13 protein-coding genes are annotated in these 14,296 nt (G+C 62.4%); 3 read left to right on the forward strand and 10 right to left on the reverse strand.

The window, feature by feature from the left end:
• Window positions 1-100: 100 nt before the first annotated feature.
• From CDQ91_RS02880 to hisI, 5 genes are all read right to left on the reverse strand, one after another.
• Window positions 101-1,612 (reverse strand): phospholipase D-like domain-containing protein, encoded by a 1,512-nt coding sequence (locus CDQ91_RS02880; protein ID WP_088471167.1) that lies wholly within the window; start codon window positions 1,610-1,612, stop codon window positions 101-103.
• A gap of 45 nt (window positions 1,613-1,657) precedes the next feature.
• Complete coding sequence (locus CDQ91_RS02885) at window positions 1,658-3,460, reverse strand: acyl-CoA dehydrogenase C-terminal domain-containing protein (protein WP_088471168.1); 1,803 nt, start codon at window positions 3,458-3,460, stop codon at window positions 1,658-1,660.
• 53 nt (window positions 3,461-3,513) lie between these two features.
• The gene (locus tag CDQ91_RS02890) at window positions 3,514-3,945 is read right to left on the reverse strand and encodes a MerR family transcriptional regulator (protein ID WP_088471169.1); all 432 of its coding nucleotides are present in this window, start codon (window positions 3,943-3,945) and stop codon (window positions 3,514-3,516) included.
• A gap of 65 nt (window positions 3,946-4,010) precedes the next feature.
• A complete protein-coding gene (locus CDQ91_RS02895; RefSeq protein WP_237245787.1) occupies window positions 4,011-4,556 on the reverse strand; it encodes a hypothetical protein in 546 nt (181 codons plus the stop codon).
• On the reverse strand, window positions 4,537-4,917 hold the full coding sequence (gene hisI / locus CDQ91_RS02900; RefSeq protein WP_088471170.1) for a phosphoribosyl-AMP cyclohydrolase: 381 nt from the start codon (window positions 4,915-4,917) through the stop codon (window positions 4,537-4,539). The genes CDQ91_RS02895 and hisI overlap by 20 nt, the downstream gene beginning before the upstream one ends.
• A gap of 146 nt (window positions 4,918-5,063) precedes the next feature.
• Between hisI and purF the strand changes: the two genes are divergently transcribed.
• The 3 genes from purF to CDQ91_RS02915 are packed head-to-tail and all read left to right on the forward strand — an operon-like array spanning window position 5,064 to window position 7,704.
• Window positions 5,064-6,521 carry an amidophosphoribosyltransferase gene (gene purF, locus CDQ91_RS02905; RefSeq protein ID WP_088471171.1) on the forward strand — a complete coding sequence of 486 codons (1,458 nt, stop codon included), beginning with the start codon at window positions 5,064-5,066 and terminating at the stop codon, window positions 6,519-6,521.
• 4 nt (window positions 6,522-6,525) lie between these two features.
• Window positions 6,526-7,260: an SDR family NAD(P)-dependent oxidoreductase gene (locus CDQ91_RS02910; protein ID WP_088471172.1), complete on the forward strand. Its 735-nt coding sequence runs from the start codon at window positions 6,526-6,528 to the stop codon at window positions 7,258-7,260.
• A gap of 60 nt (window positions 7,261-7,320) precedes the next feature.
• Window positions 7,321-7,704, forward strand: coding sequence for a hypothetical protein (locus CDQ91_RS02915; protein ID WP_088471426.1), 384 nt, complete (start codon window positions 7,321-7,323; stop codon window positions 7,702-7,704).
• 138 nt (window positions 7,705-7,842) lie between these two features.
• Here CDQ91_RS02915 and CDQ91_RS02920 read toward each other — a convergent pair whose 3' ends face one another.
• The 5 genes from CDQ91_RS02920 to CDQ91_RS02940 all read right to left on the reverse strand — a co-directional run bounded on the left by CDQ91_RS02920 (window position 7,843) and on the right by CDQ91_RS02940 (window position 14,280).
• Complete coding sequence (locus tag CDQ91_RS02920; protein WP_088471173.1) at window positions 7,843-9,015, reverse strand: serine hydrolase domain-containing protein; 1,173 nt, start codon at window positions 9,013-9,015, stop codon at window positions 7,843-7,845.
• Between the two features lie 17 nt (window positions 9,016-9,032).
• Complete coding sequence (locus CDQ91_RS02925; protein WP_088471174.1) at window positions 9,033-10,313, reverse strand: SAM-dependent methyltransferase; 1,281 nt, start codon at window positions 10,311-10,313, stop codon at window positions 9,033-9,035.
• Between the two features lie 74 nt (window positions 10,314-10,387).
• Window positions 10,388-11,341, reverse strand: a complete 954-nt coding sequence (locus CDQ91_RS02930) for a metal-dependent hydrolase (RefSeq protein ID WP_088471175.1) — start codon at window positions 11,339-11,341, stop codon at window positions 10,388-10,390.
• A gap of 40 nt (window positions 11,342-11,381) precedes the next feature.
• Complete coding sequence (locus CDQ91_RS02935) at window positions 11,382-12,419, reverse strand: 2-oxoacid:ferredoxin oxidoreductase subunit beta (protein WP_088471176.1); 1,038 nt, start codon at window positions 12,417-12,419, stop codon at window positions 11,382-11,384.
• Window position 12,420: 1 nt separating this feature from the next.
• Entirely contained in the window at window positions 12,421-14,280 is a 1,860-nt protein-coding gene (locus tag CDQ91_RS02940; protein ID WP_088471177.1) for a 2-oxoacid:acceptor oxidoreductase subunit alpha, read from the reverse strand.
• Window positions 14,281-14,296 lie beyond the last annotated feature (16 nt).

A 14,296-nucleotide genomic window follows, 5' to 3' on the forward strand; every position in this document is an offset into this window, starting at 1 on the left:
GCCCGGCTCCATTCCCGTTCGTGTCGAGCGAAGTCGAGACACCCATCGTCATGGCGTTTGCCCGAGGGGCATCTCGACTTCGCTCGATGCGAACGGGGTTTTAGGCTGATTTGTGCGCGAACGGCCGATGCCGCCGCATCCAATCGCGACCGCGATGCCAGCTTTTCTTTAATCCGCGCTCGGCAAAGCCCTCGAACATCGCGTCGGGACTTGTCGGGTCGAGCAGTTCATTGTCGGCGATATATTCGTCGAGCGGCCCCGGGCTGACGAGATCGAGCAGTTCCAGCGAGCGTCCCTCGCCGCGCAGCGCCTCGATCGTTCCGATCAGCGAGCCGGTGTGCGCAAACTCCCGCGCGACATCCCCAGGCTCGACGTCCAGATGTTCGGCAATCAAGGTTTCGCGCAGCCGTGTGATCGTCGGTTCGACGCCGCGATTGACGGATAGCGCGGCGTCGATCGTCACGTCGCATTCGCTGTCGAGCCCCATCGATCGGTTGTTCATGTTCGACGATCCGATGCGAATCATCCGGTCGTCGACGATCGCGGTTTTGGCGTGAACGTAGATGGCCTCCCCGCCCTTGGTTCGCGGAAAATAGACGCGCAGCCGGTCGCCGCGACGCGCCTTGACGATTTCGCGCACCAGTTGCACCCGCGCCGCGTCCATCGCCATTTGCTCGAGCCAGCCGTCGGCGGTTTGCGGCATCACCATGACGAATTCGGGCGGATCATCCTCGTTCAACCGTTCGGCGATCGCTGCGGCGATCTTGCCGCAGGTGAAATATTGATTTTCGAAATAGATAAAGCGCTGCGCCGCGGCGATCATGTCAAGATAGAGCTGCTCGATCTCACGGATTTCGCCGCTGTCCTGATATTGGGCGCGGGTGCGTGAAATGGCGACATCGACGCCATGGAAATCGGGCTCCAGATCATCGGGCCAATTTTCGCCATCTCCCTTCACGTCGCGTAGCGGCTTTTTCGTCGCGCGCTTCCAGCGTTCGTTTCCGAGGTCTGCGAGCGCATTGCCGACCGGCCCCGCGAGGATCATCGTCGAATCATGCCAGGGCATATAGGGCTTGCCGTTCGGGAGCGTCCGGCGTGGGTCGCCGTCGCGGTGATCGCGCGTGTCCCAGCGCGCCGCACCGACATCAATGCCGCCGCATACCGCGAGATGATCGTCAAACACCGCGACCTTCTGATGATGGCTGCACCCCAGCGGATGCGCGCTGTCGAGGCGAAAACTGATCGCGCGGGTGATTTTCCAGCGCAGGATCATCGCGAGGATGCGCGGCACCGCGAAATGCTTGAGCCCGCCGAAATTCCAGCGAAGAATATCGATGTCGCGCCCGGGCTGGCGGTGCGCCAGTCGCAACAGGAAGTCGCCCAGCGGCTCGCCCTCGCCCCTATCGTCGGGTTTCAGGGCGATACGCGGATCAAAATCCCAGCCAATGAGGAGAATGCGTTCCTTCGCTCCCTCCATCAATCGTTCGAGCAGCGCATAATAATCGGCGGCATCGACGATCATCCGCGCCTTGTCGGCACGCGCGATGCGCCAGCAATTGCGCCCTTCTACGACGATCGGGGTCAGCTCACCGGGACTTTCATGCGCGCTCATAGCCACCGCCACGCGTGGCGGCGGCGATGGTTGCACGGGCGGACGTCAGGCGGCGTGGAACTGCTCGGGCGTCAGCGCCATCATCGTCTCGCTGCCCGCTTCGATCTTGCGGCGCAGCGAACCGGCGTCGGGCATGAAGCGCTCGGCGAAATGGCGCGCGGTGACCAGCTTCGCTTCGAGGAATGATTTGTCGCCGCGGCCTTCGTCGAGCGCCTTTTGCGCGGCTTCAATCATGCGGAGCCACATCAGGCCGAGCGCTACGATGCCCATGATGTGCATATAATGATGCGCGCCGGCGCCTACATTATTGGGGTTCGCCATGCCATTCTGCATGAACCACATCGTCGCGGCCTTGAGTTCGCCATTGGCCTTTTCGAGGCTGGCGGCGAAATCGGCGAAGCCCGGCTTGTCCTTGGCCGCTGCACATTCTTCGTCGATGATCGCAAACAGCGTCTGCACCGCGCGGCCGCCGTTTTGGGCGAGCTTGCGGCCGACAAGGTCCATCGCCTGGACACCGTTCGCGCCTTCGTAAATCATCGTGATGCGGGCATCGCGGACATATTGGCTCATGCCCGATTCTTCGATGTAGCCGTGGCCGCCGAACACCTGCTGGGCGTTGGTCGCGACGTCATAGCCCTTGTCGGTGCCATAGCCCTTGATCACCGGGGTCAACAGGCTGACGAGATCGTCGGCGCGCTGGCGTTCTTCCTCGGTCTCGGCGACATGCGCGAGGTCGACCTGCAAGGCGCCCCAGACGCAGAGTGCGCGCAGCCCCTCGACCGTCGCCTTGCCGTCCATCAGCATGCGGCGCACATCGGGATGCACGAACAGCGGATCGGCCTTTTCCTGCGGGTCCTGCGGCCCAGTGAGGGCGCGGCCCTGACGGCGATCCTTCGCATAGGCGACGGCGTTCTGGAACGCGATATCGGCCTGCGCGAGCCCCTGGATACCGACGCCAAGGCGCGCGGCATTCATCATGATGAACATGGCGGCGAGGCCCTTATTCTCGTCGCCGACCATCCAGCCCTTCGCCCCGTCATAGTTCATGACGCAGGTCGAATTGGCGTGAATTCCCATCTTATGTTCGATCGAGCCGCACGACAGCGTGTTGCGATCGCCCGGCGATCCGTCTTCGTTGACGAGGAACTTGGGGACAATGAACAGCGAGATGCCCTTGACGCTGTCCGGCGCGTCGGGGGTCTTTGCGAGGACGAGGTGGATGATATTTTCGGTGAGGTCATGCTCGCCCGACGAAATGAAGATTTTGGTGCCGGTGACCGCATAGCTGCCGTCACCATTCGGGACAGCACGGGTGCGGATGAGGCCGAGGTCGGTTCCGCAATGCGGCTCGGTCAGGTTCATCGTACCAGTCCATTCGCCCGACACCATCTTGGGCACATAGATGGCCTTCAACTCGTCCGAGGCCTTGACCAGAATCGCGGCGGTCGCGCCCTGCGACAGGCCGGGATACATGGCGAAAGCCTGGTTGGCGGCGTTGCGAAACTCCTCGACGGGAAATCCGATTACATGCGGCAGACCCTGGCCGCCGAATTCCTCCGGCGAGGTCAGCAGGCCCCAACCGGCCTCGCAATAGGCCTTATAGGCTTCCTTGAAGCCCTTGGGCGTCGTGACCGAACCGTCGTCGTGGCGGGTGCAACCTTCGAGGTCGCCCGACTGGTTGATCGGAAAGAGGACTTCTTCGCAGAATTTGCCGGCTTCGGTCATCACCGCCTCGATCATATCGGGGGTCGCGTTGGCGAAGCCGGGAAGATTGGCGTAACGCTCGATCCCCAGCACTTCATTGAGTTGGAACAGCGTGTCTTGAACCGGTGCGCGATAAGCGGGCATGGGGCATCTTTCTGGAAAGCAAAAGGTTGAAGGTGTTGCTCGCCTGGGGAGGCTCAGCCGGCCTTGTGACCAGCGTCGACTTTCTTCACCATGTCGATGAAGCGTGACAGCTCATCTACAGCACTGTCAATATCGTCGCGCTGGCGGCGCAGCAAGCCAATACGTTGCTGGCATTTTTCGACCGTCACCTGACGCTGCAGCTTGCGGCCGTCGCCAACGTCGTAAAGGTCGATCATCTCGCGAATGTCGGCGAGGCTGAAACCCGTCCGCTTGGCGCGCAAGATCCACGCGAGCCGCGCGCGGTCGCGTTTCGAATAGATGCGCGACAATCCCTTGCGCGACGGGCTGATCAGCCCTTCATCCTCATAGAAACGCAGCGCACGAGCGGTCACGCCGAACTCGGACGACAGGTCGGTTATGCTGAAATGCTCGCGGCCCAGATGATCGGGCGTGTCGATATGGGCGTGGCCGTAGTCGTCCGTCATGCCGCAAAGACTAGTTTCCGTTGACGTGAACGTCAAGGGTAAGGAACATGAGAAAAACGCGCGGTTCAGCCGCCGCAGGGCCGATCAATATTGCCCTGTCCATCAATGATCCGCAAGTCTCTTGCATCGGCTTCGGACCAACTGGCGCGCGGCAGCCGCAGACCGGCGAGCGAGGCGTGCTGCGGACACAATGTCGCACACGCAGCCGGCAGACTGCCGGGCAGTCGCAACTCATCCTCTTCCTCGTGCACGACAGCCTCACAGCCGGGGGCATCGGCAAAGTGCAGTCGCCAATTATCGCCGTCGCGAGTGGCCTCCCCTCGTGCGCGGCACGACAGGCCGGGGCCATAGGCCGCGGTCAGGGCAAAGCGCCACTGCCCCGCGCCATCGAGCACGACACACATCGCGTCGCGACCAAGGTCGTGGGCGCGTTCGAAGACGCCGGTCGGCTCCGGCGCGCCGGAATGGACGATGCCGCGTTCGCGCGCCGCAACTTCCAGCGGATTGGCGGCGTCGACCGCTTTGTCGCTCGCATCGGGCGCCGGGCGTCCGCATGCCGCGAGCAGCAGCGTCGCGAAGATCAGCGCGGCGCTAGCCTTGCGCATCATCATCCAGGAAGGCCAAGCGGCCGTCGGCTTCGACCCGGCGATAGAAGCACGATCTGCGCCCAGTGTGGCAGGCTGGGCCTGCAGGCGTCACACGCAGCAAGAGAGCATCCTGATCGCAATCGACGCGCATCTCGACCATCGTGAGCCCGTTGCCCGAGGTTTCGCCCTTGCGCCACATGGCCGCGCGCGACCGCGACCAGAAATGCGCCTGTCCCGTTTGCTGGGTCAGCGCGATCGCTTCGGCGTTCATATGTGCGACCATCAGCAACACGCCGGTATCGGCATCGGTAACGATCGCGGTCACCAGCCCGGAGGCGTCGAAACGCGGAGAAAACAGGTCGGTGCGGTCGCGTTGATCATCCATAATCCGCGCTTTAGAGCAGGAAGAAAGCCCCTGTCACCCACTGGTTGATCGCCCTGCGAAAAGAAGGGGGAATATGGGGGGCGACATTTGCGATTACCGTCCCTATATGCGCCCCAGTCACTGCCCCCCCTAGCTGCTGGACTGACATGCTCACCACTCATCCTTTCGATGACGACAAACTCCGCGAAGAGTGTGGCGTCTTTGGTATTCATGGCGCCGATAGCGCCGCCGCCGTCGTGGCACTGGGGCTTCATGCCCTGCAACATCGTGGTCAGGAGGCCGCGGGCGTTACCGCCTTTGACGGCAAGGATTTCCACACCCATCGCGCAATGGGGCATGTCGCGGGCAATTTCGACCGCGACGACATCATGCGTCAACTCGAGGGCGCCTCGTCGATCGGACATGTCCGCTATTCGACGACCGGCGAAACCGCGCTGCGCAACGTCCAGCCGCTGTACGCCGACCTCGCCACCGGCGGCTTCGCGATCGCGCATAACGGCAATATTTCCAATGCGACGGCGCTGAAGAAGGTGCTCGTCCGCCGCGGTTCGATTTTTCAATCGACCAGCGATACCGAGGTGATCATTCACCTCGTCGCGACGTCGAAATATCGCACTTTGCTCGATCGCTTCATCGACGCGCTGAAGCAGGTCGAGGGCGCCTATTCGCTGGTCTGCCTGACCGCCGAGGGCATGATCGGCTGCCGCGATCCGTTGGGCATCCGCCCGCTGGTCATCGGCAAGCTTGGCGATGCCTTTATCTTTGCATCGGAAAGTGTTGCGCTCGACGTCGTCGGCGCCGAATTCCTCCGCTCGGTCGAACCCGGCGAACTGGTCATCGTCCGCGACGGCGAACTGACCTCGCACCGTCCGTTCGCCGAGCGCCCCGCGCGCCCGTGCATTTTCGAGTATGTCTATTTCTCGCGCCCCGATTCGATCGTCGATGGCACGAGCGTCTATTCGGTGCGCAAGGCGATCGGCGCCGAACTGGCGCGCGAAAATCCGGTCGAAGCCGACCTGATCATTCCTGTCCCCGATTCGGGCACCCCCGCGGCGCTCGGCTATGCGCAGGAATCGGGCATTCCCTTCGAACTTGGCATCATTCGTTCGCACTATGTCGGACGCACCTTCATCCAGCCAGGTGACAAGGTCCGCCATCTGGGCGTCAAACTGAAGCATAATGCCAATAAGGCGCTGATTGCCGGCAAGCGCATCGTGCTGATCGACGATTCGATCGTGCGCGGCACAACCAGCCTGAAAATCGTCCAGATGATGCGCGATGCCGGTGCGGCCGAGGTGCATATGCGCATCGCCAGCCCGCCAACGCAGCACAGCTGCTTCTATGGTGTCGACACGCCCGAGCGCGCCAAGCTGCTCGCGGCGCAGATGACAGTCGACCAGATGGCGAATTTCATCAACGCGGACAGTCTGGCGTTCGTCACGATCGACGGGCTCTATCGCGCACTCGGCGAGGTCAAGCGCAACGATGATGGCCCGCAATATTGCGACGCCTGCTTCACCGGCGACTATCCGACCACGTTGACCGATTTCGACGAGCATAGTCTCGAAGACCAATTTTCGATGCTTGCCGAACGGGTTGTCTGACACAATGACCAATGTGACTGAAGAATTGGCGGGCCAGGTTGCGCTCGTCACCGGGGCGAGCCGTGGCATCGGCGAGGCGATCGCCGAATCGCTCGCTGCACGCGGTGCACATGTTGTCATCACCGCACGCACCGCGGGCGGCCTCGAGGCACTCGAAGACCGCATCCACGAACGCGGTGGCAGCGCGACGATCGCCCCGCTCGACCTGACCGACGGCGACAGCGTCGCCCGCCTTGCCAGCGCGATGGCCGAACGCTGGCAAAAGCTCGACATGCTCGTGCTCAACGCCGCGATGCTGGGAACGCTAACTCCCGTCGCCGCGATCGACGGCAAGGAATTCAACAAACTGCTGACGCTGAACTTGATCGCGCAGCAGGCACTGATCGCCAATTTCGACCCGCTGCTCCGCCGCTCCGAGAAGGGCCGCCTGCTCGCACTGTCCAGCAGCCTCGCCCGCGAACCGCGCGCCTATTGGGGCGCCTATGCGGCGTCGAAGGCGGCGTTCGAGACGCTGGTGACGAGCTATGGCGCCGAAATGCGGAATATCTCGACCGTGCGCACCGCGATCCTCGATCCCGGCGGTACGCGCACGCAGATGCGCGCGCGCGCCTATCCCGGTGAAGATGCACAGAGCATCAAGGAGCCGGCGGCGGTCGGCGAATTTGTCGCCCAGCTGATGGTCGATGGCTTTGACAGCACCGCCTTTCACGTCCTGCCCAAGGTGATGGAACAAGCTTAACGCGATTTTTGCTTTCCTGTGCTACGCGATCCGCTGAATATGGGTTGCAAAGGCTTTGGAATGACCAACAATATCGTGCGCCCGGCGGTTGCCGCCGTGGCTGGCATTTTCGTTGCTTTCGGGCTGATCTGGCTCGCCCAATATGTCGGCAGCGAATTTGCGCCCGCCGAATATGACGTCGCAACGGGTGAAATACTGATCCCGCTCGGATCGACGATCGCACTGTTCATTGGCTGGTTCATCGGTGCATTTGCAGGCGGATGGCTGGCCATGCGCGCATCGGGCGGGACCGGCGCTGGCTGGGTCGTTGCAGGCTCCGTGATCGGTGCGGCGATTTATACCGCGACCGACTTTTCCGATGCCTGGTGGATCATGGCACTCGGCACTCTTATTCCGCTGACCGCAGCCTGGCTGGCGCAGCGCGCGACGGCCATCGCGGAATAGAAGCGCGTCTTGCGAGGAGCATAGCGATACGGCAATCTCCAGCCATCGTCATGCTTGAACGGACGCTGGAGATTGCTTCGCTACGGCTCGCAATGACGAGACCTAATTGGCGGCCCCCGCCTTCGCGGGGGCGACGCCTTATTTCGCTTCCTTGTCCACCGCGGCCTGCACGGTCTTGTAAAAGGCCTCGCGCGCGGTGCCGACGCCTTCGGGATCCGTCGCGGTCGGCCAGTTTCCGTTCGATGCGATCACCAGCTTGCGCTTGGGATCGATGAAGATGCCCTGCCCAAAAATGCCCTGCGCGGCAAAGCTGCCATCGTCGTTGGTCCACCATTGATAGCCATATCCGCGACCGGGGATGTCGATCCCGGCCTGCTTGGTCGTCGCCGCGGCCAGCCAGCCGTCGGGCAGGACCGACTTGCCGCCGGCAACGCCGCCGCCGAGGATGAACTGACCGAAGCGCGCATAATCCTTGAGACTCGCCGATACGCAGCAGCCGCTGATTTCATGCCCCGTCGCGCCGAGCATCCACACCGCGTCCTGCTCCATCCCATAGGGTCGCCAGACCTTTTCGGACAGATAGTCCGACAGGCTCTTGCCCGTCGCGCTCGACACGAGAACACCGATCAAATTGGTTTCGCCGGTCTTGTAGACCCATTTCGATCCTGCGGGTGCTTCGCGCGGCAAGGTCTTCATATAGCTGACGGTTATGTCTTCGCCTGCCACCGGCTTTTGCAGGTTGAACAGCGCGACGTCCGATTTCGGATCGGTGTAGTCCTCGTTCCATTTGACCCCCGACGTCATCGTCAGCAATTGCTCGACGCTGACATCATCATAGGCGGAGCCCTTCAGACCCGGGATATAGACGGTCACCTTGTCGTCGAGGCTCTTGATATAGCCATCCTTCACCGCCGCGCCGACGAGGGTCGAAGTGAAGCTTTTCGCAACCGAGAAGCTGGTCCAGCGATCAGCGGGCCCGAAACCGAGCGCATATTTTTCCAGCCGGATCTTGCCGTCCTGAACGATGACCAGCCCGGCGTTGCGCTGCTTTGCCATATGGGCGTCCACGTCGATGCCAAGGTCGATCGGCTTGCCTTCGGGGAGCGGAAAGACCGAATTGCCCGCGCGGATCGTATTGACCACGACCTTGGGGACTTTTTCCATCGAGCGGAAAGCAGCGTCGCGTTGGTCCTGGCTCCAAAACAGCACATTTTGATCCTTTGGCAGATTTTCGGTCGTCTGGGTCGGCGCGGGCGCACTGCATCCCGCCGTCGCTGCACACAGCAGCGCCGCCGCCAAATATCTTCGCATGTATCTCTCTCCCAATTCTATGCCGTTTTTTCCAAAGTGACCTGTGCGACGTCGATGCCGCCGCCGCGAAACCCGCCTTCGCAATATTGCAGATAATAACGCCACAGCCGCACGAAACGGTCGTCGAACCCGGCAGGAAGCTTGTCCGCCGCAACTACCGCGTCGAAGCGGTCGCGCCATTGCCGCAGCGTTTCGGCATAATCGCCGCCAAAGCGGCGCACGTCGCGCCACGCCAGCCCGCGCGCTTCGGCAAGCGCGCGAAAGCGGCTTTCCGAAATCAAGCAGCCGCCCGGAAAAATATAGGCCTGAATGAAGTCGCTGCTCGCCGCATAGCGCTCGAACAGCGCGTCATTGATCAATATATACTGGATCGCGGCCTTGCCGCCGGGACGCAGCAATCGGGCGATGGCATCCAGATAGGTCGGCCAATAGACCTGCCCCACCGCCTCGACCATTTCGACGCTGGAGATGGCGTCATAAGGGCCCTGCGCGTCGCGATAGTCACAAATTTCGATCCCCGAACGTCCCGACAGGTCGATCGCTTGCAGGCGCGCATCCGCGATTTCGGCCTGCGACGGGGAGAGAGTGATGCCGGTGTAGATGACATCGTGCCGCTCAACCGCGCGCTCCGCGAGAGCGCCCCAGCCACACCCGATCTCGAGCAACCGGCTGCCCGACCGGAGGTCGAGCCGGTCGAGGATAGCATCAACCTTTGCCGCCTGCGCTTCTTCCAGCGATTGGGCTGGATCGGTGAACAGCGCGCTCGAATAATTCATCGCTGAATCGAGCCACAAGCGATAGAAATCATTGCCCAAATCATAATGGGCATGAATGTTTCGCCGCGCCCCACGCCGGTCGTTACGATGCAAGCCGTGGATCATCTTGTTGATCCAGCGCGATGGCCCATGCGCGCGACCGACATCGCCCAATGTTTCGCCGTTACGCATGAACAGGTCGAACAGTGGCACCGGATCGGACGAGGACCATTCGCCCTTCTCCCACGCACGATACCAGCCGACCGAACCCGACAAGGCGAGTCGCGCGAGGGACGCCCAATGGTGGAGATGGACGACCGCAACCGGCCCCTTGCCGCGCCCGCCGAGCAGGCGGACGCTGCCGTCGGGCAGTTGCGTCTCGATCGTGCCCTGACCTAGCCCGGCATCAATCCGGTCGAGCATGCGATGGAAGACGCTTGCCGGAGCCAGCGCGATCAACCGCGCCAGCATGCCGCCTGAACGATAGGCCCGATCTGCGCGTAACAATTGCCTGCCGCGGCTGGGGCTGACATGCGTGTTCATTGCCCCTTCCTGCCCCAAACGCGGCGTCCTGACAATCGCTTGTCGTGCGCCTTCAAGACGTCACCGCAACCCGGTCATTCGGGGTGGCTCGCCGTATCGGGTGCGGTCAACCGGACCTCGAAGCGGCTCTGCGCCAGCGGGTGCATATAACGCTGATCGCGGATCAGGATTGCGTCGCCATCGGACCGGGCGACGGGCATCCGCGCCCAGAACAGGAAGGCGCGTGCCGCCGGATCGCCCTTCACCCACGTCGCGAGGCGCGGATCATCCATGCCAATGGGTTCGCCGGTGATATCGAGTTGCCCGCCGGCGCCAGGGACGAAACTGCCGCTCCCATAATGATCGGCCGTCCGCCAGAAAATATCGCGCTTCCAGAAGGTCAGCGGCGGCGGGCTCGCGACGACCAGCGCATCGCTCTGCCCGCTGCCCTCCAGCGCCGAAGCCGCCATTTTCTCGGCCGCACCGGTGATCAGGCCGTTGGCGAAAATATAGGCGCAGACGGCGGTGAAGCCGACCCACGCCGGTCGCTGCCAGTTCGCCACCCCGCGCCGTTCGCGGCGCAGAGACAGCCCGATCGACAGCGCGAGCGCGATCCATATCCACAGATCGATGATGAACAGCGTATCGCCATAAAACCATTGCGACGAAAAGGGCTCGAGCAAGCGAACGCCGTAATTGTTGAGCCAGTCGAGCGCCGGATGGCTGAGGCAGCCGATATAGGCGAGCGCGAGCAGCCAGCTTTTGTCGATCGGCAGCCGCCCGGCAGGCCGCTTGCCGCGACGCGCCTGCCAGCAGTCGAAGGCGATCATCGCCGCCCACAGCAGGATCGGCAGCAACAGCAGCGCGATCGGCCCGTGGGTAATTCCGCGCCGCATCGACAGCGATTCAATACCATAGATGGCACAGCTCGCATCGATATCGGGCAGGTTCGCCGCAATGATCAGCGTCGGCATCGCGAGGCCGGTTTTTTTCTTGAGCCCCATTTGCCCAAGAACCGCGCCGACGAGACTGTGGGTCAGATTGTCCATAGGAACCTATAGACCCGACCCGTCGGCGCGGTGCAAGGTGTCAGAGTTCCGGGCCGCCTTCGGTCACTGTCCAGGTCTGTCCCTTTTTGAGCAGGCTCTGAAGGTCGGCAGTCTTGCCCTCGGCCGCCGCCTTGTTCTGACGCCAAACATCGGCCTCAAAGGTTGGGCGCGGGTCGTCATAGAGCACACCGAGCGCCATCGGGAATTCGCCGAAGCGCATTTCGACGAGCATATGCGCAACGCTTCGGTTGGTGACGTCATGGACGATCACGCCCGCGGCCTGCCAGTCGCCATCGACAACATCGACGACCTTCAGGTTCAACGCGTCGACATCGAGTGCAATGCCCTTGGTACCCTTGGCAAACAGCATCGGCTCGTCGCTTTTCAGCCAAAGCTGGCGGTCTTCGGCACCCTTGGGAGCCGCAAAATCCTCGAACACGTCCTTGTTATAGACGATACAGTTTTGAAAAATCTCGATAAATGCCGCGCCTTTATGGGCGTGTGCCGCTTTCAGCACGTTCGGCAGTTCCTTCGACACATCGAAACCGCGTGCGACGAAGCGCGCACCTGCGCCGAGCGCGAAGGCCGCCGGTTGTGCCGGGCGATCAACCGAGCCATAAGGGGTCGAAGGACTGGTCGTGCCGACACGGCTGGTCGGAGAATATTGCCCCTTTGTAAGACCATAGATCTCGTTGTTGAACAGCATGATCTGGCAATCGAGATTGCGGCGGATCAGGTGCATCGTGTGATTGCCGCCGATCGACAGCCCGTCGCCATCGCCTGTGACGATCCAGATGTCGAGGTTCGGATTGGCGAGCTTCAGCCCCGTCGCGAAGGCCGGCGCGCGGCCGTGGATCGTGTGGAAGCCATAGGTTTCCATATAATAGGGGAAACGCGACGAGCAGCCGATGCCGCTGATGAACACGGTGTTTTCGGGCGCGGTGCCGATTTCGGGCATGGTGCGCTGCACCGCCTTCAGGATCGCATAGTCGCCGCAACCGGGGCACCAGCGCACTTCCTGATCAGTTTCCCAATCCTTGAGCGTCGTCGTCTTGGCGATGGTGGTCATCTCGTTCATCTCAGAGCGCTCCGTCGATGGCGGCTTCGATTTCCGCGATGGTGAAGGGCTGGCCCGACACCTTGTTCACCGGCTTGGCATCGACCAGATATTGGTCGCGCAGCACGGTCTTCAGCTGTCCCGTATTCATTTCGGGCACGATCACCGTGTCATAGCTCTTGAGCAGCTCGCCCAGATTGGCGGGCAGCGGCCAGATATGGCGGATATGGATATGGCTGACGTCGGCGCCTTCGGCGCGCTTGCGGCGCACCGCCTGATGGATCGGGCCAAAGGTCGAGCCCCAGCCGACGACCGCGAGCTTGCCGCCCTCGGCGCCGAGTTCGACGATCTGGTCGGGAACCTTGATGCCGTCGATCTTGTTCTTGCGGATATCGGTCATCGCCTGATGATTTTCGGGCGCATAGTTGATGTGCCCGGTGTCGAGTTCCTTCTCGATCCCGCCGATGCGGTGGAGCAGGCCGGGCGTGCCGGGCTTGACCCACGGGCGCTTGAGATTTTCGTCTCGGCCATAGGGTTTGAACCCGCCCTCGGGCACTTCGGTCAAAAATTCGACCGGGAAATCCTCATAGGTGGTGAGGTCGGGCACCGCCCACGGTTCGGCGGCGTTGGCGATATAGCCGTCGGTCAGCAACATCACCGGGGTCATATATTGCACCGCGATGCGCACCGCCTCGATCGCGCATTCGAACGCGTCGCCCGGCGAACGCGCCGAGACCACGGGCATCGGTGCGTCGCCGTTACGGCCATAGACTGCCTGATAAAGATCCGACTGCTCTGTCTTGGTCGGCAGGCCGGTCGAAGGGCCGCCGCGCTGCGAATTGACGATGATCAGCGGCAGCTCGGTCATGATCGCAAGGCCCATCGCCTCGCCCTTCAGCGCGATGCCGGGCCCAGACGAGCTGGTAACCCCGAGCGAACCGCCATAGCTGGCGCCGATCGCAGAGCAGATGGCGGCAATTTCATCCTCGGCCTGGAAGGTCGTGACGTCATATTCCTTGAGCCGCGACAGGTGATGGAGGATCGCCGATGCAGGCGTGATCGGATAGCCGCCGAAGAACATCGGGAGCTTTGCCAATTGCGCGCCAGCGACGAGGCCGAGCGCAATGCCCTCGGCGCCCGTCAGCGTGCGGTAAAGCCCCGGCGCAACGGGAGCCGGATCGACATGATGCTGCTTGAGCGGCCCCGCCAGCTCAGCGGTCTCGCCATAAGCGTGACCCGCGTTGAGCGCCGCGATGTTGGCGGCGGCGAGATCGGGCGCCTTCGCGAACTTCGCATTGAGCCAGTCGACGAGCGGCTGGCGGTCGCGGTCGAACATCCAGAGCGCAAGCCCCAGCGTCCACATATTCTTGCAGCGCAGCGCTTCCTTGTTGCCGAGCCCAAAGGGCTTCACGGCATCCATCGTCAGCTGACTGATGTTGAGCTTGAGCAGCTGCCACTTCGCAAGGCTGCCGTCCTCAAGCGGGTTCGACTCATACTTTGCCTTGGCGAGGTTGCGGTCGTTGAACTCGCCCTCATCGGCGATGATCAAGCCGCCCTGTTTGAGCTGGGGTACATTGGTCTTGAGCGCCGCCGGGTTCATCGCGACGAGCACGTCGGGCGCATCGCCCGCAGTGTCGATCGCCGAGGATCCGAAATTGATCTGAAAGGCGGAGACGCCGAACAATGTGCCCTGCGGCGCGCGGATTTCCGCTGGAAAATCGGGGAAGGTCGCAAAGTCATTGCCTGCCAGCGCCGACGAAAGCGTGAACTGACCGCCGGTCAGCTGCATCCCGTCGCCGGAGTCTCCAGCAAATCGCACCACCACTGCGTCGGAAAGGGGGGACGGGGATGTCGTTGCCCGGTCCTCTACCGCTGTCGCCATTGTCTTTTCTGCCTTA

It is taken from the genome of Sphingopyxis witflariensis, assembly GCF_002205635.1.
Lineage (GTDB): Bacteria > Pseudomonadota > Alphaproteobacteria > Sphingomonadales > Sphingomonadaceae > Sphingopyxis > Sphingopyxis witflariensis.